17 protein-coding genes are annotated in these 18,006 nt (G+C 44.4%); 15 read left to right on the top strand and 2 right to left on the bottom strand.

The genetic code is table 11. The features are described from left to right. Positions 1-104 precede the first annotated feature (104 nt). Complete coding sequence (gene brnQ / locus GXP75_RS10945) at positions 105-1,436, bottom strand: branched-chain amino acid transport system II carrier protein (RefSeq protein WP_242556811.1); 1,332 nt, start codon at positions 1,434-1,436, stop codon at positions 105-107. 195 nt (positions 1,437-1,631) lie between these two features. Here brnQ and GXP75_RS10950 point away from each other — a divergent pair, with 195 nt between their 5' ends. The 5 genes from GXP75_RS10950 (at position 1,632) to GXP75_RS10970 (ending at position 7,681) form a co-directional block, all read left to right on the top strand. Then, positions 1,632-2,777 (top strand): cysteine desulfurase family protein, encoded by a 1,146-nt coding sequence (locus GXP75_RS10950; protein ID WP_242556812.1) that lies wholly within the window; start codon positions 1,632-1,634, stop codon positions 2,775-2,777. A gap of 3 nt (positions 2,778-2,780) precedes the next feature. After that, entirely contained in the window at positions 2,781-3,986 is a 1,206-nt protein-coding gene (thiI, locus tag GXP75_RS10955) for a tRNA uracil 4-sulfurtransferase ThiI (protein WP_106046057.1), read from the top strand. A 95-nt stretch (positions 3,987-4,081) separates the two neighbouring features. After that, the gene (locus tag GXP75_RS10960) at positions 4,082-4,297 is read left to right on the top strand and encodes an alpha/beta-type small acid-soluble spore protein (protein WP_003325071.1); all 216 of its coding nucleotides are present in this window, start codon (positions 4,082-4,084) and stop codon (positions 4,295-4,297) included. Between the two features lie 170 nt (positions 4,298-4,467). Next, positions 4,468-6,063, top strand: a complete 1,596-nt coding sequence (mbcS, locus tag GXP75_RS10965; protein WP_150224836.1) for an acyl-CoA synthetase MbcS — start codon at positions 4,468-4,470, stop codon at positions 6,061-6,063. A gap of 22 nt (positions 6,064-6,085) precedes the next feature. Then, positions 6,086-7,681, top strand: coding sequence for an amidohydrolase (locus GXP75_RS10970; RefSeq protein WP_214914135.1), 1,596 nt, complete (start codon positions 6,086-6,088; stop codon positions 7,679-7,681). Positions 7,682-7,698: 17 nt separating this feature from the next. On the opposite strand, the gene GXP75_RS10975 is transcribed toward GXP75_RS10970, so the two are convergent. Continuing rightward, positions 7,699-8,502 carry an NAD kinase gene (locus GXP75_RS10975; RefSeq protein WP_242557144.1) on the bottom strand — a complete coding sequence of 268 codons (804 nt, stop codon included), beginning with the start codon at positions 8,500-8,502 and terminating at the stop codon, positions 7,699-7,701. A gap of 189 nt (positions 8,503-8,691) precedes the next feature. Here GXP75_RS10975 and sppA point away from each other — a divergent pair, with 189 nt between their 5' ends. From sppA to argH, 10 genes are all read left to right on the top strand, one after another. Further along, positions 8,692-9,696, top strand: a complete 1,005-nt coding sequence (gene sppA / locus GXP75_RS10980) for a signal peptide peptidase SppA (RefSeq protein ID WP_242556813.1) — start codon at positions 8,692-8,694, stop codon at positions 9,694-9,696. Between the two features lie 12 nt (positions 9,697-9,708). Continuing rightward, positions 9,709-10,203, top strand: a complete 495-nt coding sequence (locus GXP75_RS10985) for an RDD family protein (RefSeq protein WP_214913912.1) — start codon at positions 9,709-9,711, stop codon at positions 10,201-10,203. Between the two features lie 79 nt (positions 10,204-10,282). Further along, positions 10,283-10,966, top strand: a complete 684-nt coding sequence (locus tag GXP75_RS10990; protein WP_106360408.1) for a DUF2953 domain-containing protein — start codon at positions 10,283-10,285, stop codon at positions 10,964-10,966. Between the two features lie 12 nt (positions 10,967-10,978). Further along, entirely contained in the window at positions 10,979-11,419 is a 441-nt protein-coding gene (ytfJ, locus tag GXP75_RS10995) for a GerW family sporulation protein (protein WP_088117746.1), read from the top strand. Positions 11,420-11,535: 116 nt separating this feature from the next. Further along, positions 11,536-12,039: a thiol peroxidase gene (gene tpx, locus GXP75_RS11000; RefSeq protein ID WP_010789482.1), complete on the top strand. Its 504-nt coding sequence runs from the start codon at positions 11,536-11,538 to the stop codon at positions 12,037-12,039. A 62-nt stretch (positions 12,040-12,101) separates the two neighbouring features. After that, positions 12,102-13,088, top strand: coding sequence for a class I SAM-dependent methyltransferase (locus GXP75_RS11005; RefSeq protein ID WP_063637188.1), 987 nt, complete (start codon positions 12,102-12,104; stop codon positions 13,086-13,088). Positions 13,089-13,408: 320 nt separating this feature from the next. Continuing rightward, positions 13,409-14,596: an acetate kinase gene (locus tag GXP75_RS11010; RefSeq protein ID WP_239814241.1), complete on the top strand. Its 1,188-nt coding sequence runs from the start codon at positions 13,409-13,411 to the stop codon at positions 14,594-14,596. 125 nt (positions 14,597-14,721) lie between these two features. Beyond that, positions 14,722-15,237 (top strand): MogA/MoaB family molybdenum cofactor biosynthesis protein, encoded by a 516-nt coding sequence (locus GXP75_RS11015; protein ID WP_242556814.1) that lies wholly within the window; start codon positions 14,722-14,724, stop codon positions 15,235-15,237. A 165-nt stretch (positions 15,238-15,402) separates the two neighbouring features. Then, positions 15,403-16,614, top strand: coding sequence for an argininosuccinate synthase (locus GXP75_RS11020; RefSeq protein WP_242556815.1), 1,212 nt, complete (start codon positions 15,403-15,405; stop codon positions 16,612-16,614). After that, positions 16,611-17,993, top strand: coding sequence for an argininosuccinate lyase (gene argH, locus GXP75_RS11025; RefSeq protein WP_214913907.1), 1,383 nt, complete (start codon positions 16,611-16,613; stop codon positions 17,991-17,993). Before GXP75_RS11020 ends, argH begins: the two co-directional genes overlap by 4 nt. Positions 17,994-18,006: the final 13 nt, after the last annotated feature.

The following is an 18,006-nucleotide window of genomic DNA, read 5'->3' on the forward strand; positions in this document are numbered from 1 at the left end:
AACCCGCTTGTTGGTAAAGCGGGTTCTTTTTATGCATCATTCCATATAAAAACGCATGCAGCCTGGATTCTCTTCTGAACTGCATGCGTTTTTTACTATTTTCTTCATTTAACTAGTTTTTTAGCGGGACTGATAAAGAAAGTAAGAATATATCCAATCAGCGCTCCTGCGACAGCTGGAAGAACCCAGCCTATGCCCAGACTGTAAAGCGGGAGATGAGCATTTAAAAATTTGTCTAATGATCCAAGGGGAATGCTGGCTGCCTTCAAACCGTCTATAAGGCTGAACATCCCAGTGGCAATCAAACACGCAATGTAAACCTCTCTTCTTTCTTTGAAAAGCTTATCAATAAAAGAAAGCAAGATAATAACGATTGCAAGCGGGTAAATAGCTGATAAAATGGGAACAGAAAATGCTATAATCTGAGCGAGCCCGAAATTTGAGATGAACAAGCTGAATAAAGTGACAATGGTCACAACCATTTTGTAAGACAATTTAGGAATCAGTTTTGAAAAGTAGTCACCGCAGGAGGTGACAAGGCCGATGCTTGTTGTCAAACAAGCAACTGTAATGGCTGCACCCAATACTATATTTCCTAAAGAACCGAACAAATAGCTGGATGAAGCTGATAAGATTTTGGCACCTTCTCCAATCGGACCGACGGCATCCGTACTCGTAGCTCCTAAGTAAGCCAGCGCGACGTAAATAAACGTCAGTCCCAGAGCCGCAATAATGCCGGCTTTGATACAAGCGGCAGCAAGAGCTCTCGAATTTGTAACCCCTTTGCTTTTGACCGCATTGACGACTACGACGCCAAACACAATTGAAGCGAGCGCATCCATCGTTTTGTAGCCTTCTAAAAATCCTTTGAAAAGCGGTGTTGCCGTATAAGCTTGTTGTGCTGCGCCAAAATGGCCCATTGGTGTAATAATCGCTTTAATAACAATGATAGAAATAATGGTAAATTTGATTGGAGTGAGAATTTTTCCAACTCTATCCACAACTTTTGATGGGTTTATAGCCAAATAATAAGTAATGCCAAAAAATAAGAGCGTGAAAACAAATAAAGATAATCTCTCAGGTATTCCGGTTAAAAAAGGAACCGCGCCGATTTCATATGAGACCGTTCCTGTACGCGGTATAGCGAATAAAGGCCCGATTGACAGGTAAAGAACCACAGTGAATACTGTGCCGAAAACCGGATGCGCTTTATCGGCAAGTCCTTTTGCGTCTTTTCCCGTTAATGCGATCGCGATGATTCCGAGAAGCGGGAGGCCCACACCTGTTAGCAAAAATCCGCCGATCGCTTTCCATATATTGTGTCCGGCAGCCTGGCCTAATTCAGGCGGATAAATCATATTTCCTGCGCCAAAGAATAATGCAAAAAGCATAAAACCGATAATAACGGTCTCTTTGACAGGTAATGTTTGTTTCATGAAAAAAATCCTCCTAGTTACTATGTTAAAATATTCTGTCAATTAATTGTCAGATAATATGACGAAATGAACAAATCTTATTATATGGCAATGAGAACAGAAGTCAATACTAGCTTTTTGTAATTTTCTATTAAGTTTTATTGTGATAACATAAATACCGTCCAATGTACCGCTTTCATAAAGGAGTAAAAAAAGATGATATATTTAGATAATAGTTCTACGACAAAACCTTATGATGAAGTTTTGGACGTATATGAAAAGACAAGCCGGCGCTACTTTGGCAATCCGTCATCTTTGCACCGGTATGGAGCAGAAACAGAACAACTGCTGTACGCGGCAAAAAATCAAATAAAAAAAGCTTTAGGTCTAAAGAATTATGATATTGTATTTACATCAGGCGCAACGGAAGCGAATAATTTGGCTTTAAAAGGCGCCGCTTTGTCCAAAATAAAAACAGGTAAGCACATCATTACGACATCAATTGAGCATCCGTCAGTTGCTGAAACTCTGGACCAGCTGGAGGAGTTATTTGGTTTTGAAGTGACATATCTTTCAGTAAACGCAGACGGGGCTGTGTCAGTCGATGAGCTCAAAAGCGCCATCCGGCCGGATACCGTTCTTGTCAGCATGATGCATGTGAACAATGAAATCGGGTCCATCCAGCCGGTTGAGCAGGCCGGATTAGTATTGCAAGCCTATCCGAAAATATTGTTTCATGTTGATTATGTGCAGGGCGTTCATAAAGTGCCTTTAACGATAGAAAAAGCAGGAATTGATCTTTGCACCATCTCTGGCCATAAATTTCACGGTCTTAAAGGAACGGGCGCGCTTCTCGTAAAAGAAGGCACACGCCTTGTTCCGCTGTTGACAGGCGGTTCGCAGCAAAGCGGCTTGCGTGCTGGCACCGAGCATACAGCGGGAGCTGTGTCACTTGCTAAAGCCGTGAATTTGGCGGCTCAAGACTTTTCACATCGCCTCGACGCCATGTCGGCCGCAAAAGAGTTGTTTTTCAAGAGGCTGAGTGAGACAGAGGGAGTTGTGATGAATACCCCTACTTTAAACAGCGCGCCGCACATTGTCAATTTTTCAGTGCCCGGCATCAAGGCCGAGGTGCTGTTGCACATGCTTGAAGAACAGGATATTTTTGTGTCAACGACAGCAGCCTGCTCCGCACGGGAACATAAGCCGAGCAAGGTGCTTTTGAAGATGGGAAAAGGAGAAGAGATCGCTGGCAGCAGTATCAGAATAAGCCTGAATTACAGCCAGACAAGCGATGTTGTAGAACCATTTATGAAGGCGCTTGTTCCGGGAATCAAAAAACTAAAGAAAATGACGAGGTAAAACATGAATTACGATCACATATTAATACGTTTTGGCGAAATATCAACAAAAGGAAAAAACAGACGCAGCTTTATTGAACGATTGAAGCAAAACATTAAACTTGTTTTGAATGACTATAATAAATTGAAATACTTCTCGAATCGCGACCGGATGACGATTACATTAAACGGTGAACAGCCGGATGCCATTCGATCACAATTAAAGCAGGTATTCGGCATTCAAAGCTTCAGTCTTGCCATTAAGTGCGAAAGCCGCCTGGAAGATATTAAAACCACGGCGCTGGCGGCCATTCGAGCTGAATATCAAGAGGGCGACACCTTTAAAGTGGCGACCAAGAGAGCGTACAAGCAATTTGAGTTAGATACGAATGAAATGAATGCCGAAATCGGCGCTCACATTTTACGGAACACCGAGGGCTTAACAGTCGATGTGCGCAATCCGGATATCCCTCTCAGAGTGGAAATCAGGGAAGAGGCAACCTATTTGACGATCCGTGATGAAAAAGGGGCGGGCGGCCTTCCTGTCGGTTCGGCGGGCAAAGCGATGCTTATGCTTTCCGGCGGATTTGACAGCCCGGTCGCCGGATTTTACGCCATGAAAAGAGGTCTGTCGGTAGAAGCCGTTCACTTCTTCAGCCCTCCATACACGAGCGAGCGCGCAAAGCAAAAAGTCATTGATCTTGCGGGGTGCTTGTCAAAGTTTGGCGGAAAGATGACGCTTCATATTGTGCCGTTTACGAAGACACAAGAGCTGATTCAAAAACAAATTCCGGAAAACTATACGATGACCGCAACCCGGCGTCTGATGCTTCAAATCGCAGACAGAATCAGAGAACAAAGAAAAGGCTTGGCGCTGATTACAGGGGAAAGCCTCGGACAGGTTGCGAGTCAGACGCTTGAAAGCATGTATGCCATTAATGCGGTGACATCTACACCGATTTTACGGCCATTAATCGGAATGGATAAAACCGAAATTATTGAAAAATCGCGTGAGATCGGCACATACGACACCAGCATTCAGCCGTTTGAGGACTGCTGTACGATCTTTACCCCGCCAAGTCCGAAAACCCGGCCAAAAAAAGAAAAGATTGAACACTTTGAGAGCTTTGTTGATTTTGAGCCGCTCATTCAAGAAGCGGTGGAACAAATTGAAACAATTGAATTATACGGCGAGCAAGAAGCAAACGATAAATTTGCTGAGCTTTTTTAAGCAGAAGCAGAGGGGAACTGTATACAATTACCAAACTTTTTCTGAATGAAGCCATGTGTTTTAACACATTCTATACTCACAAGGAGGTGAGACACATGGCACAAAACAGTCAAAACGGTAACAGCAGTAACCAACTACTAGTACCAGGCGCTGCTCAAGCTATCGACCAAATGAAATTTGAAATCGCTTCTGAATTTGGCGTAAACCTTGGTGCAGAAACAACTTCTCGCGCTAACGGTTCTGTTGGAGGAGAGATCACAAAACGTCTTGTTTCTTTCGCTCAACAAAACATGAGTGGTCAACAGTTTTAATCACAATTACACATAATGGCTTAAGGAGCGGGGGCGACCCCGCTCTTTTTCAATGTTAAAAATGAATCTCCAAAGAACGATGAGCCTCTTGGCACTTGTTTTTTCGTGCATATCCTTTCTGAAAGGCGCTTCATTTATGTATAATGGGGAGAGAAAGCGAGGAGTTGTCCGTGTTAAAACGAGAAGATTTAATTGCCCCAATGAACTATAACTTAGTAAATGAAATTGAAAAGTTCAGCCGTTCTGGACAGAAAACCGCCCTGTTATGGGAGGACGAATCAGGAAAACAAGCTTCATGGTCATATGAAAAGCTAATGGAAGAAACCGATAAAATCGGTGCCGCGCTGACAGGTTTAGGATTCGAAAAAGGCGATAAGCTGATTGTCATGGTTCCGAGAGTGCTAGAAGCTTATGCCGTTTATTTGGCCATCCTGAAAGCGGGAATGGTCGTTATTCCTTGCTCGGAAATGCTTCGGGCGAAAGACCTTGAATATCGGATTGCGCACGCAGAAGTAAAGGGCGCCATTGTTTATCCGCAATTTATCAGCGCATTTAAAGATGTCAAGTCGACTGACAAATTAATCACGCTGTCAATAGGAGAAAATGAGGCTGGATGGAAAGACCTGTTAAGCATTCAGGCTGATGGAAGCAGTTTTAAAACAGCAGATACAACTAGAGAGGATATGGCGTTCTTATCCTATACATCCGGGACGACCGGTCAGCCGAAGGGCGTTGTACATACACATGGCTGGGCATTTGCCCATTTAAAAACATCCGCCGGCGAGTGGCTCGACATTTCCGAAAACGACAACGTATGGGCGACAGCCGCGCCAGGCTGGCAAAAATGGGTATGGAGCCCTCTGCTTGCGGTGCTGGGAAGCGGAGCGACCGGATTTGTGTACCACGGAAGATTTGGCGCCGAGAAATATTTGGAGCTATTAAGCCGTTATCAAATCAATGTATTCTGCTGCACGCCGACAGAGTACAGGCTGATGGCAAAAGTGGAAGGCTTGGAAACCTATGACCTTTCTGCCCTGCACAGCGCAGTATCGGCGGGAGAGCCGTTAAACCGGGAAGTCATTGATGTTTTCCAAAAATACTTCGGAGTGAAAGTCAGAGACGGATATGGCCAAACGGAAAGCACGCTTTTAGTCGGTGTGCTGAAAGATATGGATATAAAGCCGGGAAGCATGGGAAAACCGACACCCGGAAATCAGGTTGAAATCATTAATGAAGACGGCGACATCTGCAAAACGGGTGAAACGGGGGATATTGCCGTACATCTAAGCACACCGGCGCTTTTCAAAGAATATTATAAAGACCCTGAACGAACGAAAAAGCAAGTGCGCGGCGACTATTTCCTCACGGGAGACAGAGCGAAAAAAGACGAGGACGGCTACTTCTGGTTTGAAAGCCGAAACGATGACATCATTGTAAGCTCCGGCTATACGATCGGGCCTTTTGAAGTCGAAGACGCGCTTGTCAAACACCCGGAAGTTAGAGAGTGCGCAGTAGTGGCGAGCCCCGATGAAATCAGAGGCTCAATCGTAAAAGCGTATGTCGTGCTGCAAAATCACGAAAAGCGCAGCGATGATCTTGTCAAAACGCTTCAAAATCACGTTAAAACGATCACAGCTCCATACAAATATCCTAGAGAAATTGAATTTGTCGAAAGCCTGCCAAAAACAGCTTCCGCCAAAATCAGACGTGTCGAGCTAAGAAAACGTGAAGAACAGCTTAAAGCCAATAAAAAGGCGCAGTCGTAAAAAGAAAGAGAGTGAAGCTGAAGTGAAGGCGATTTGGTACGGCGGCTTAATTTATACAATGGTAACCGAAGGGCAAAAAGCCGAAGCTGTATATGTTGAAGGCGGAGTCATTAAGGAAACGGGCAGTTTTGCCGAACTCAAAAAAGCGTACGGTTCACCGGACACTAAAGAGATCAATCTTCACGGAGCCGTGATGTTTCCGGGATTTGTCGACAGCCACCTCCATCTGATCGGGCACGGGGAAAAACAGCTGAGGCTGGATTTATCCTCTTTTACATCAAAAGAAGCCATTGTGCGTGCGGCACAAGAGTCAGAACGCTATCTGTCAGAAGGTGAGTGGCTGATCGGCGAGGGCTGGAATGAAAATCAGTTTGACAAACCGGAATATGTCACAAAACATGATCTTGATCATTTGTTTCCTGACAGGCCCGTTATGCTCAAACGTATTTGCAGACATGCGGTAGCAGTCAATTCGGCCGCCTTGAAAGCAGCCGGTATCACAAGTCAAACGCCTGACCCTGACGGCGGCGTCATTGTGAAAACGGATGGGGAACCGACAGGCCTGCTGCTGGATAAGGCGCAAGATCTGATCACGCAAGCTATTCCTCCCGTTTCTCAACCTTATGTGGACAGGGCGCTGAAGACGGCGATTACGGATTGCTGGAAAAAAGGACTGACGGGAGGACACTCTGAGGATTTGTCTTACTACGGGGACGTTTCTGTTCCGGTCATGGCTTATAAAACGGCTGTGGAATCAGGCCAGTATCCGTTTCGCTGTCATTTGCTCGTCCATCATCAAGTGGTTGACAAATGGGACGCAATGGAGAAACCGGAAGGACCTTACCTTGAATTCGGAGCGATGAAAATCTTTGCTGACGGTGCGCTTGGCGGCAGAACCGCTTTATTAAAAGAACCGTACCATGATGATCCATCCACAAACGGTGTGCAGGTTCATGACGACAAAACGCTTTACCGATTAATCAAAAAAGCGAGAGAAAAAGGCATGGAAGCCGCAGTTCATGCCATTGGAGATCTTGCTTTTGAAAAAGTGCTTGATGTCATAGAGCAGCTTCCGCCGAAACCGGGGCAGCATGACAGATTGATACACGCCCAAGTATTGAATCGTGAATTGATCAAAAAAACAGCGGCAATGCCGGTCGCCCTTGATATTCAGCCTCATTTCGTCGCGAGTGATTTTCCTTGGGTCATTGACCGCCTTGGAGAACAGCGGATGAAAACGGCCTTTGCCTGGAAAACGCTGATCGAGGAAGGGATTTTGTGCGCGGGCGGTTCAGACGCTCCGATTGAGCCTGTTGAGCCGCTTCTCGGCATTCAGTCCGCTGTGCTTCGGACAAGCGGCCGACAAAAGAATGGTCCAAGCTATAATGAAAACGAACGCCTTACTGTGTATCAAGCGATTCAGCTCTATACAACAGGGAGCGCTTCGATCATTCACAAGGAATGTACGCGGGGAAAAATAGAAAAAGGATTTGATGCCGATTTTACGATTCTCAGCGGCGATCCGTTTGCAGCGGAACCCGAGCATCTCCACCGCTTAGAGATTGAAAAGACAGTGGTCGGCGGACAGATAGTATATGAAAAAGAGGACAGGCTCTAAGCCTGTCCTCTCTGTGTTTATAAAAAGGAACGTTTTACTTTTTCCCAGAATGAATTATCTTTCAGCTTAACGGTTTTGATTTTCTTTTCTGAAAGAGTGATCTCGATTTTTTTGACATTCATTGTGCTCAGCGCTTCATTGTCCAGCCCGATAATCGGATGCTCATTCCCATCTTGAACAATATTCAAGGTCAGCTTGCGGTCGGAGCTTAGTATGAACGGAGAACCGAGTGTCCGGTACGTGTTATTGTTGAGTGACGCAAGCTCCGTGACCTGCATGCAGGAAAGCAGAGGATCAACGACTGCTCCGGCTACCGATTTATTATAGGCGGTGCTGCCTGTGGGCGTGGAAATGATCATTCCGTCTCCTCTGAACGTTTCAAAATGCAAATCATCAATCAGCACGTCCATAACAAACGTTTTGATAATGCTTGAACGGATTGATACCTCATTCAGACAATGGAATTGGTTCGTGTCATCCACTTTGACATGAATGAGCGGATATTTTCTGACTTCAATTTGTTCAAATTTCGTCGCATCCGTCATTTTTTCAGTCTCATCACTGTTAAAGTCACAATAGAGATGAGCCTTCCCCTTTTTGGCGATGCCGACATATAAACAATCTTCGCGGAAGTTAGTCTTTCTGACAGCCTGCAGGAATGAGCCGTCACCCCCGACGCTTGCGATAATATTGGCATCGGCTGATTGGCTGACGACCGTAAATCCGTTCGATTCGGCCAGTTGCTTCAAGGAGCTGACTTGTTCCTTTGTTTCATTGTCTTGTTTGTGAAAAAAATAAACATTACGGCGATGGTCTGTCATAATCATTTCCCCTTTGCTGTCATATTTAAGTTTTTCTGCCATCCAGTATTTGTGTTAAAATACCTTTGGCCATAAGTGTACCATGTTTGATGCTTATTGGGTAAGCCAAAGCTTTGGAATGAAAATGAAACATTCTCTTACGCCAGTCGTATAATGAAGGGGACATGTTTTATAAAAGGAGGAGAAACAATGAATGCAAAACGATGGATTGCATTGGTGATTGCGCTTGGGGTTTTCGGCGTTTCATTAATTGCGAGTCTTACAATCGCTTTCTTTGAAAATTTCAGCGGCAACACGGATATTACGTCGCTGAACGATGAATCACAAGAAGTCACGCTGGAAGACGGAAACCTCTCCAGTAAAATTGCTGTACTCGAAGTCAGCGGAACGATTCAAGACAATGGGGATTCAAGCAGTCTGCTCGGTTCAGACGGCTATAATCACAGAACGTTCTTGAAAAACCTTGAACAGGCTAAAGAAGACAAGACCGTTAAAGGAATTGTTCTGAAAGTGAACTCTCCCGGCGGCGGCGTCTACGAAAGTGCTGAAATACATAAAAAGCTTGAAGAGATTAAAAAAGAAACAAAGAAACCGATCTATGTATCAATGGGTTCAATGGCAGCTTCCGGGGGGTATTATATCTCAGCGGACGCAGATAAGATTTACGCATCACCGGAAACGATTACCGGTTCTCTCGGAGTTATTATGGAAAGTGTTAACTATTCGAAGCTGGCCGATGAGCTCGGCATCAAATTTGAAACGATTAAAAGCGGTGCTCACAAGGACATCATGTCTGCCACTCGTGACATGACAGATGAAGAAAAGAAAATCATGCAATCTATGGTTGATAATTCTTACGAAGGTTTTGTAGATGTCATTTCGAAGGGGCGAAACATGTCTGAAGCGGAAGTGAAAAAAATCGCCGACGGACGTGTTTATGATGGCAAACAAGCGAAGAAATTGAATCTTGTTGATGAGCTTGGCTTTTATGATGATACGATTGCTGCAATGAAAAAAGATCATAAAAATCTGAAAGACGCATCTGTTGTCACCTATGAGGAAAGCTTCGGCTTAGGTTCTCTCTTTTCGATGGGGGCGAACAAAATGTTTAAGAGCGAAATTGATTTTCTGAATATGAAGGAATTAATTTCACAATCCAGCTCGCCGAGAATGATGTATCTCTATGCGAAGTAGGAGGAATAAATAATGGACGCGACATATGAAGACTTGAACCGCAATGAAGCGCCCTCTGCGGAAAAGGCAGAACTGTTTGAGCGTGCGTACGCGGGATTTTGGATCCGTTTTTGGGCGTTCTTGCTTGATTGGCTTGTGGTATGGGGGCTGAACCACTTAATCGTTTCACCGCTCTTTAGTGTCATGGGACTGCCGAAAACATCGGGTGTTTTTACGATTTCAGCCTATTCAGTGACAACCCTCATTGTCTTTCTTGCTTATTTTGCGCTTATGACAAAATGTTTCAGTCAAACGCTCGGGAAAATGGTATTTGGGCTCAAGGTTGTTTCAATTAAGCCGGATACTTCTCTCACCTGGAGCGCGGTGATCTTCAGGGAGGTCGTCGGCCGGTATATTCTTAAAATCTGGATTCTGTATATCGTTGTCGGAGTAACTCCTAAGAAGCAGGGGATACATGATTATTTTGCCGATACGACTGTCGTGCATGAAAAGCTATATCGCAAATGACTAAAATAAACCCGGTCTCGGTCCGGGTTTATTTTTTTTTGAATTGGGCGATAATGCTTTCTAAGAGGAAGTGAAGGATATGGTATATCTCTTGTCTGCCGTACTTATTCTCATTCTTTTCGTGCTGGTTATCAGAATGAAAATCCAAATCGCCATTGAGTATCTTCATTCAGATGATGATGACAAACTTACGGTGAAATTCACGTCCTTATACGGGCTGATACGGGTCAAAAAAGAATTTCCGGTCATTAAACTGAATCCAGAGGATGCCTCAATCGATGTAAAACAGGATACAGAATCGAAGACCAAAAAAAGCAGCGGAAAGAAAAAATTAACCTATCGTGAACTTAGAGCAAGCATAGACAGAGTTGAAATGCTTATGAAGCAAGTGGTAAGAATGCGAAAGATCGGCGCCGCCTTTCTCGCCAGTTTTCGCGTCACAAAATTAGAGTGGACGACAATCGTCGGAATCAAAGACGCAGCGGCGACAGGGATTTTGACCGGCGGCGTTTGGGCAGTGAAGGGCGGAATAATGGGGATGCTGTATGAACACTTCAGCTTTGCCAATAAACCGGTGTATCAAGTCATCCCTTCATTCCAAATGCCTGTGTCCAAAACCCATTTGCAGTGTATATTCTTTTTTCGCTTTGGGCATGCTATGCTTGCAGCTTTCAAATTTGTAAGATACTGGCGGGGCGGCTTATCTGTATTCAGAAAGAAACCATCAGCCCGATTAACTTCAAAGAATGATTCATCAGTTTAAGGAGGAAGCGCAATGGCAGACCATCCCATTCAAGGTTTAATGAAAACCGCTATGGAAAATTTAAAGGAAATGATTGATGTCAATACAATCATCGGAGATCCGGTTGAAACACCGGATGGCAGTGTCATCTTAACCGTTTCTAAAGTCGGTTTCGGCTTTGCGGCGGGCGGAAGTGAATTTGGCAGCAAGCCAGCCGACAAGAAGTCTGAAGATGATGACCGCAAAGAACAAAAACTTCCGTTCGGCGGCGGGAGCGGAGGCGGTGTGTCCATCACGCCAATCGCGTTTTTGATTGTCGGTACAACCGGTGTCAGAATGCTTCATTTAGACGAAAATACACATTTGATTGATAAACTTTTGGATTCCGCTCCGCAAACAATTGAACGTATCCAGCAAATGTTTAAAAAAAATGACAAAGGCCAAAACAAAAAAATGAATGATATCGGTCTTTAACTTTTAAAGTTAACTGCAGATTGCAGTTAGCTTTTTTTATGATCTTGGCATAAACTTTGCAGTTTGCATAAAACTCTACTATGATAGAGCTATACATATCAAAGGGAGGAAATATAATGGCTTCAATTACATTTAAAGGCGGTCCGGTTACATTAGTCGGACAAGAAGTGAAAGTTGGGGAGCAAGCTCCGGACTTTACAGTGTTAACGAACGGTTTAGAAGAAAAATCGTTGGCGGATTTCAAAGGAAAAGCAACAATTATTTCAGTTATCCCTTCTATCGATACAGGCGTTTGTGATGCGCAAACCCGCCGTTTTAACGAAGAATCCGCAAAGCTTGGAGATGTGAACGTTTTAACCATCAGTGCAGACCTCCCGTTTGCTCAGGCGCGATGGTGCGGGGCGAACGGAATTGACAAAGTGGAAACTTTATCAGATCACAGAGATATGTCATTTGGAGAAGCTTTCGGCGTTTACATTAAAGAACTTCGGCTGCTGGCCCGTTCCGTATTTGTTCTTGATGAAAACGGAAAAGTTGTCTACGCTGAATATGTGAGCGAAGCAACCAATCACCCGAACTACGAAAAGCCGATTGAGGCTGCAAAGGCATTACTTAAGTAAGCAGGTGAAAAAGAGCTCCAGGTGCTGACGCCGGAGCTCTTTTCATGGCAAGGAGGAACACAATGCAAAATGATCATGTCGGCGCGGTTTATGAGCTTCTGGATGAAGCCGCGCAAATGATAGCGAAAGAACTGCAAATTTCATATATCGAGGCGCTTGCCGAAGCCGGGGAAATGTATTTCCTTGAAACAACGGACCAATTTTCAATTCCGGCTGAAAAAGCCGAACCCCTGAAGGATCTGCTTGCAAAAGCCGAATTTAATAAATATGAGCACGAATGGGTGCGGAAGGCGTTTCAGCTCGCCATTTTAAAAGGCTTAAAAGACAAGTCACACCCGAATAGACAAATGACACCTGATACAATCGGGCTTTTCATCAGCTACTTGGTCAATAAATTTACTGAGGGGAAAAAGGACATGACGATCCTTGATCCCGCAGCCGGGACGGGAAATCTTCTTCTCACGGTTTTAAACCAGCAGTCTGAACAAATAGCAAAAAGCTATGGAATCGAGATTGATGACGTCCTGCTCAAAATCGCGTATGCTCAGGCGAACCTGCAGGAAAAGGAAATTGAACTGTTCCATCAGGACAGCCTTGAACCGGTATTTGTCGACCCGGTTGACACGGTAATCTGCGACCTTCCCGTAGGATTTTATCCAAATGATGAAGGGGCGAAGGCGTACGAATTAAAAGCCGATGAAGGCCATTCTTTCGCCCATCACCTATTTATTGAACAAAGCGTGAAGCACACCAAACCGGGCGGCTACTTATTTTTTATGATTCCGAATCATTTATTTGACAGTGCCCAAAGTGATAAGCTCAAGCGTTTTTTCAGCGAAAAGGTCCACCTAAATGCGCTGCTCCAGCTTCCTCAATCACTATTTAAAGATGAGGCTCATGCCAAAAGCATTCTCGTGCTTCAAAAACAAGGCGATCAAACGAAGCCGCCGAAACAAATGCTGCTTGCCAATCTTCCGTCATTTGCGAACCAGCCGGCTATGCTCGAAATGATGGCTAAATTGGATACGTGGTTTCAAGAAGAAAAATAGATGAATCAAAACAGTTTAAGGAAACATCTTGCGATGGGTGCTTAAACTGTTTTTTTGCGGCAAACATTGAATGAAACAGGCTTTCTTTACAAAGGCTAACTCAATAATCGTCATTAAAATGACCGAAACGAGTGTTTTACTAATCTGAAAATAACGACTTCTTTGTGAAAACGTTACCAATAACGATGTTGACTTGAAATGCTGACATGACAATGTTTAAATGGAAAAGTCAGATATTTTCCGGCGCGATCTGGCGCTTGGGAAATAAGAACGAACAAAAGAAGTTGAATGTTGATACAGAGTAAAAAGGAGCGACAATCATGTCCAAAATTATTGCAATTAACGCAGGAAGCTCGTCTTTAAAATTTCAGCTTTTCGAAATGCCTTCAGAAAAAGTATTAACGAAAGGCTTAGTTGAACGAATCGGTATCGCTGACAGTGTGTTTACCATTTCTGTAAACGGCGAAAAAAATACAGAAGTTACAGATATACCAGATCATGCGGTTGCAGTTAAAATGCTACTTAACAAATTAACTGAGTTCGGCATTATCAAAGACTTGAATGAAATTGACGGGATCGGCCACCGTGTCGTTCACGGCGGAGAAAAATTCAGTGATTCCGTATTATTAACGGATGAAATGATAAATGAAATCGAAAAAATTTCTGAACTGGCGCCGCTTCATAATCCGGCTAACATTGTCGGAATCAAAGCATTTAAAGAAGTGCTTCCGAATGTCCCTGCGGTTGCGGTGTTTGATACAGCGTTCCACCAAACAATGCCTGAGCAGTCTTATCTGTACAGCCTTCCATACGAATACTATGAGAAGTTCGGTATTCGTAAGTACGGCTTCCACGGCACATCACATAAATATGTAACTGAACGCGCAGCTGAGCTTCTTGGCCGCCCGCTGGAAGATCTGCGTCTTATTTCCTGCCACCTTGGAAACGGGGCGAGTATCGCAGCCGTTGAAGGCGGAAAATCTATTGATACATCAATGGGCTTCACACCGCTTGCGGGTGTAGCGATGGGTACGCGTTCCGGAAACATCGACCCGGCCCTGATTCCTTATATTATGGAGAAGACAGATCAATCAGCAGACGAAGTATTAAATACATTAAACAAAAAAAGCGGACTGCTTGGCATCTCCGGTTTTTCAAGCGACCTTCGTGATATCGTGGAAGCTTCAAAAGAAGGAAATGAGCGTGCGGAAACAGCGCTTGAAGTATTTGCAAGCAGAATCCACAAATACATCGGTTCTTACGCGGCAAGAATGAGCGGCGTTGACGCTATCATCTTTACTGCCGGAATCGGTGAAAACAGTGTCGAAGTGAGAGAGCGCGTCCTTCGCGGCCTTGAATTCATGGGAGTATACTGGGATCCAGCACTTAATAACGTACGCGGCGAGGAAGCTTTCATCAGCTACCCGCATTCTCCGGTTAAAGTCATCATCATCCCGACTGATGAAGAAGTGATGATTGCCCGTGATGTAGTCCGTTTAGCTCAATAGTATGGAGGAAAAGCACATTCAGCCGAATGTGCTTTTTTTATGTCTATTGAATTTTTTATGTAAAGACGATACGATATGGGCGTACATAATACGAATAATATCAGCCATATCAATGAGGTGGAAACATGAGTGTGGAAGAACATAAAAAAGAAGCCCCCGGCACTGTTCGATGCATGGTCATTACCGTCAGTGACACAAGAACCGAAGAGAACGACAAAAGCGGCCGGCTGATGATGAAATATTTAGAAGACGCCGGCCACCAAATCGTATCCTATCACATCGTAAAGGATGATAAGGATGCGCTTCAAAAAGCCGTATTATCCGGCTGTATGGATGAATATACAGATGCGGTGCTCCTAAACGGCGGGACTGGCATTGCGCAAAGAGACGTGACAATTGAAGCGGTCACTCCATTATTTTCGAAAGAGCTGCCCGGTTTCGGAGAGATTTTCAGAATGCTCAGCTATACAGAGGATATCGGTTCAGCCGCAATCCTTTCCAGAGCGGCGGCAGGGGTCATTCTGAATACAGCCGTCTTCTCCACACCCGGTTCAAGCGGCGCGGTAAAGCTTGCGATGGAGAAGCTGATTATCCCGGAGCTTGCCCATGTAATCAGAGAAATCAAAAAAGATATGAAATGAATAAATCCTGCGAAACTTCACTCAAAAAAATGGGTGAAGTTTTTTTATAAAAAGCTTGAAAAAACAGAATTTACTTGTTAAAGTGTATACATACAAAATGTATTTTTATTAAATGTAATTTATTTTTATACAAAAAAGAGAACACGGTTGAGAGGGGATTTTAACATGGCAGAACAGAAAAAAGTTGTATTGGCATATTCAGGAGGTCTTGATACTTCTGTAGCGATAAAATGGCTTCAAGAACAAGGGTATGATGTCATTGCTTGCTGTTTAGATGTAGGGGAAGGCAAAGATTTGGCATTTGTACAGCAAAAAGCACTGGAAGTGGGCGCGACAAACTCTTACGTCATTGACGCAAAAGAAGAATTTGCACAGGAGTTTGCGCTTGTTTCTCTTCAGGCGCATACACTATACGAAGGAAAATACCCGCTTGTATCCGCATTATCACGTCCATTAATCGCTAAGAAATTAGTCGAGGTGGCGGAAAAGGAAAATGCGGTAGCGGTCGCGCACGGATGCACTGGTAAAGGAAATGACCAGGTTCGTTTTGAGGTTTCTATCAAATCATTAAATCCGGATTTGGAAGTGATCGCCCCTGTCCGTGAATGGCAATGGTCTCGTGAGGAAGAAATTGAATATGCGGCTGACCGCGGGATTCCGATTCCGGTCAATCTTGACAGCCCGTACTCTATTGACCAAAACCTTTGGGGACGCGCGAACGAATGCGGCATTTTAGAAGACCCTTGGGCAGCACCGCCGGAAGGCGCATATGATCTGACAGCACCTTTGGAAAAAACGCCAGACACTCCTGAGATCATCGAGATCGCGTTTGAAGGAGGCGTTCCGGTATCAATCGACGGCGTATCGTATTCACTTTCTGAATTGATTCTGAAACTGAATGAGGTTGCCGGCGCACACGGAATCGGAAGAATTGACCATGTGGAAAACCGCCTTGTCGGCATCAAATCACGGGAAGTATATGAGTGCCCGGGTGCTATGACGCTGATTAAAGCGCATAAAGAGCTTGAGGATTTAACACTGGTCAAAGAAGTCGCGCACTTTAAACCGGCAATTGAGCAAAAGCTGTCAGAAGTCATTTATAACGGTCTATGGTTTTCACCGTTAAAGGATGCGCTTCTCGGGTTCTTAAAAGAAACACAAAAGCATGTTACCGGCGTTGTCCGTGTTAAGCTCTTTAAAGGACACGCGATTGTGGAAGGACGTAAATCAGAGTTTTCACTTTATGACGAAAAACTTGCAACATATACAAAAGACGATGCGTTTGACCACCACGCAGCTATCGGTTTTATTGAACTGTGGGGGCTGCCGACGAAAGTCAACAGCATCGTGAAAAAGAAGGAGCAGATTAACGCATGAAGAAGCTTTGGGGAGGCCGATTTCAAAAAACACCGGAAAAATGGGTCGATGAGTTTGGGGCGTCCATCACATTTGACCAAAACTTAGTAGCTGAAGATATTACAGGGTCTCTCGCACATGCTGCAATGCTGAAAAAATGCGGTATCCTGACGGAAGAAGAAGAGCTGAAAATTCGTGAGGGGCTGAATACACTTCTGCAAAAAGCTGAAGATAACGCCTTGGAATTCTCAGTCGATTATGAAGATATTCATTTGAACATTGAAAAAATGCTCATTGATGAAATCGGTCCTCTGGGCGGCAAGCTTCATACCGGTCGAAGCCGGAATGACCAGGTAGCGACTGATATGCATTTATATTTAAAAAATCACGTCGGGCATATTATCGAGCTGATCGAACAGTTTCAACACGCGCTGATTAAAAAAGCGGAAGCGAATGTGGAAACGATTCTACCCGGGTATACACATCTTCAGCGCGCCCAGCCGATTTCATTTGCCCATCATTTGCTCGCGTATTTCTGGATGCTCGAGCGGGATAAAGAGCGTTTTCAAGATTCGATGAAACGCATTAACAAGTCTCCGCTCGGCTGCGGGGCGTTGGCGGGCACGACCTTCCCGATTGACCGGGATTATTCGGCACAGCTTCTTGGCTTTGATTCCATATACGAAAACAGCCTGGACGGAGTAAGCGACAGAGACTTCATTCTTGAATTTTTAAGCAACAGCAGCATGATGATGATGCATCTTTCCCGTTTTTCGGAAGAAATCATTCTCTGGTGCTCTCAGGAATTCAAATTCATTGAACTTGATGACACTTACGCGACGGGAAGCAGCATGATGCCGCAAAAGAAAAATCCGGACATGGCGGAACTCATTCGGGGAAAAACCGGCCGTGTGTATGGTGATATGATGGGGCTGTTCACGATTATGAAAGGGCTCCCTCTCGCTTATAACAAAGACTTGCAGGAAGATAAAGAAGGCATGTTTGACACGGTGAAGACTGTGGAAGGCAGCCTGCAGATCTTCACAGGAATGATTGAGACCATGACGGTCAATAAAGATGTAATGAAGCAGGCGACGAAGCAAGACTTCTCTAACGCGACAGAGCTTGCTGACTATTTGGCGAAAAAAGGCATGCCGTTCAGAGAAGCTCATGAAATTGTCGGGAAACTGGTCTACACATGCATCGAAAAAGGTATTTATTTAAGCGATATGCCATTTAGCGATTTTCTTGAAGCAAGCGATCTTTTTGAAGAAGACATTTACACGGTTCTCGACCCGTATTATGCTGTTGAAAAACGAATGAGCGCAGGAGGAACCGGTTTCAAACAGGTGGAGCAGGCACTCGTAAAAGCTAAGGAAAGCGTAAAGGCTTGTAGTTAAATTTTCCTTCATA

The organism is Bacillus sp. HU-1818 (assembly GCF_022695965.1).
Classification (GTDB): domain Bacteria; phylum Bacillota; class Bacilli; order Bacillales; family Bacillaceae; genus Bacillus; species Bacillus atrophaeus.

Coding starts and splice junctions, on each gene's coding strand:
- sppA (WP_242556813.1), top strand. CDS start 8,692: ATGAATGCAAAACGATGGATTGCATTGGTGATTGCGCTTGGGGTTTTC.
- GXP75_RS11015 (WP_242556814.1), top strand. CDS start 14,722: ATGAGTGTGGAAGAACATAAAAAAGAAGCCCCCGGCACTGTTCGATGC.
- GXP75_RS10985 (WP_214913912.1), top strand. CDS start 9,709: ATGGACGCGACATATGAAGACTTGAACCGCAATGAAGCGCCCTCTGCG.
- GXP75_RS11005 (WP_063637188.1), top strand. CDS start 12,102: ATGCAAAATGATCATGTCGGCGCGGTTTATGAGCTTCTGGATGAAGCC.
- GXP75_RS11020 (WP_242556815.1), top strand. CDS start 15,403: ATGGCAGAACAGAAAAAAGTTGTATTGGCATATTCAGGAGGTCTTGAT.
- GXP75_RS10975 (WP_242557144.1), bottom strand. CDS start 8,502: ATGACAGACCATCGCCGTAATGTTTATTTTTTTCACAAACAAGACAAT.
- GXP75_RS10950 (WP_242556812.1), top strand. CDS start 1,632: ATGATATATTTAGATAATAGTTCTACGACAAAACCTTATGATGAAGTT.
- thiI (WP_106046057.1), top strand. CDS start 2,781: ATGAATTACGATCACATATTAATACGTTTTGGCGAAATATCAACAAAA.
- GXP75_RS10960 (WP_003325071.1), top strand. CDS start 4,082: ATGGCACAAAACAGTCAAAACGGTAACAGCAGTAACCAACTACTAGTA.
- tpx (WP_010789482.1), top strand. CDS start 11,536: ATGGCTTCAATTACATTTAAAGGCGGTCCGGTTACATTAGTCGGACAA.
- GXP75_RS10990 (WP_106360408.1), top strand. CDS start 10,283: ATGGTATATCTCTTGTCTGCCGTACTTATTCTCATTCTTTTCGTGCTG.
- brnQ (WP_242556811.1), bottom strand. CDS start 1,436: ATGAAACAAACATTACCTGTCAAAGAGACCGTTATTATCGGTTTTATG.
- argH (WP_214913907.1), top strand. CDS start 16,611: ATGAAGAAGCTTTGGGGAGGCCGATTTCAAAAAACACCGGAAAAATGG.
- ytfJ (WP_088117746.1), top strand. CDS start 10,979: ATGGCAGACCATCCCATTCAAGGTTTAATGAAAACCGCTATGGAAAAT.
- GXP75_RS11010 (WP_239814241.1), top strand. CDS start 13,409: ATGTCCAAAATTATTGCAATTAACGCAGGAAGCTCGTCTTTAAAATTT.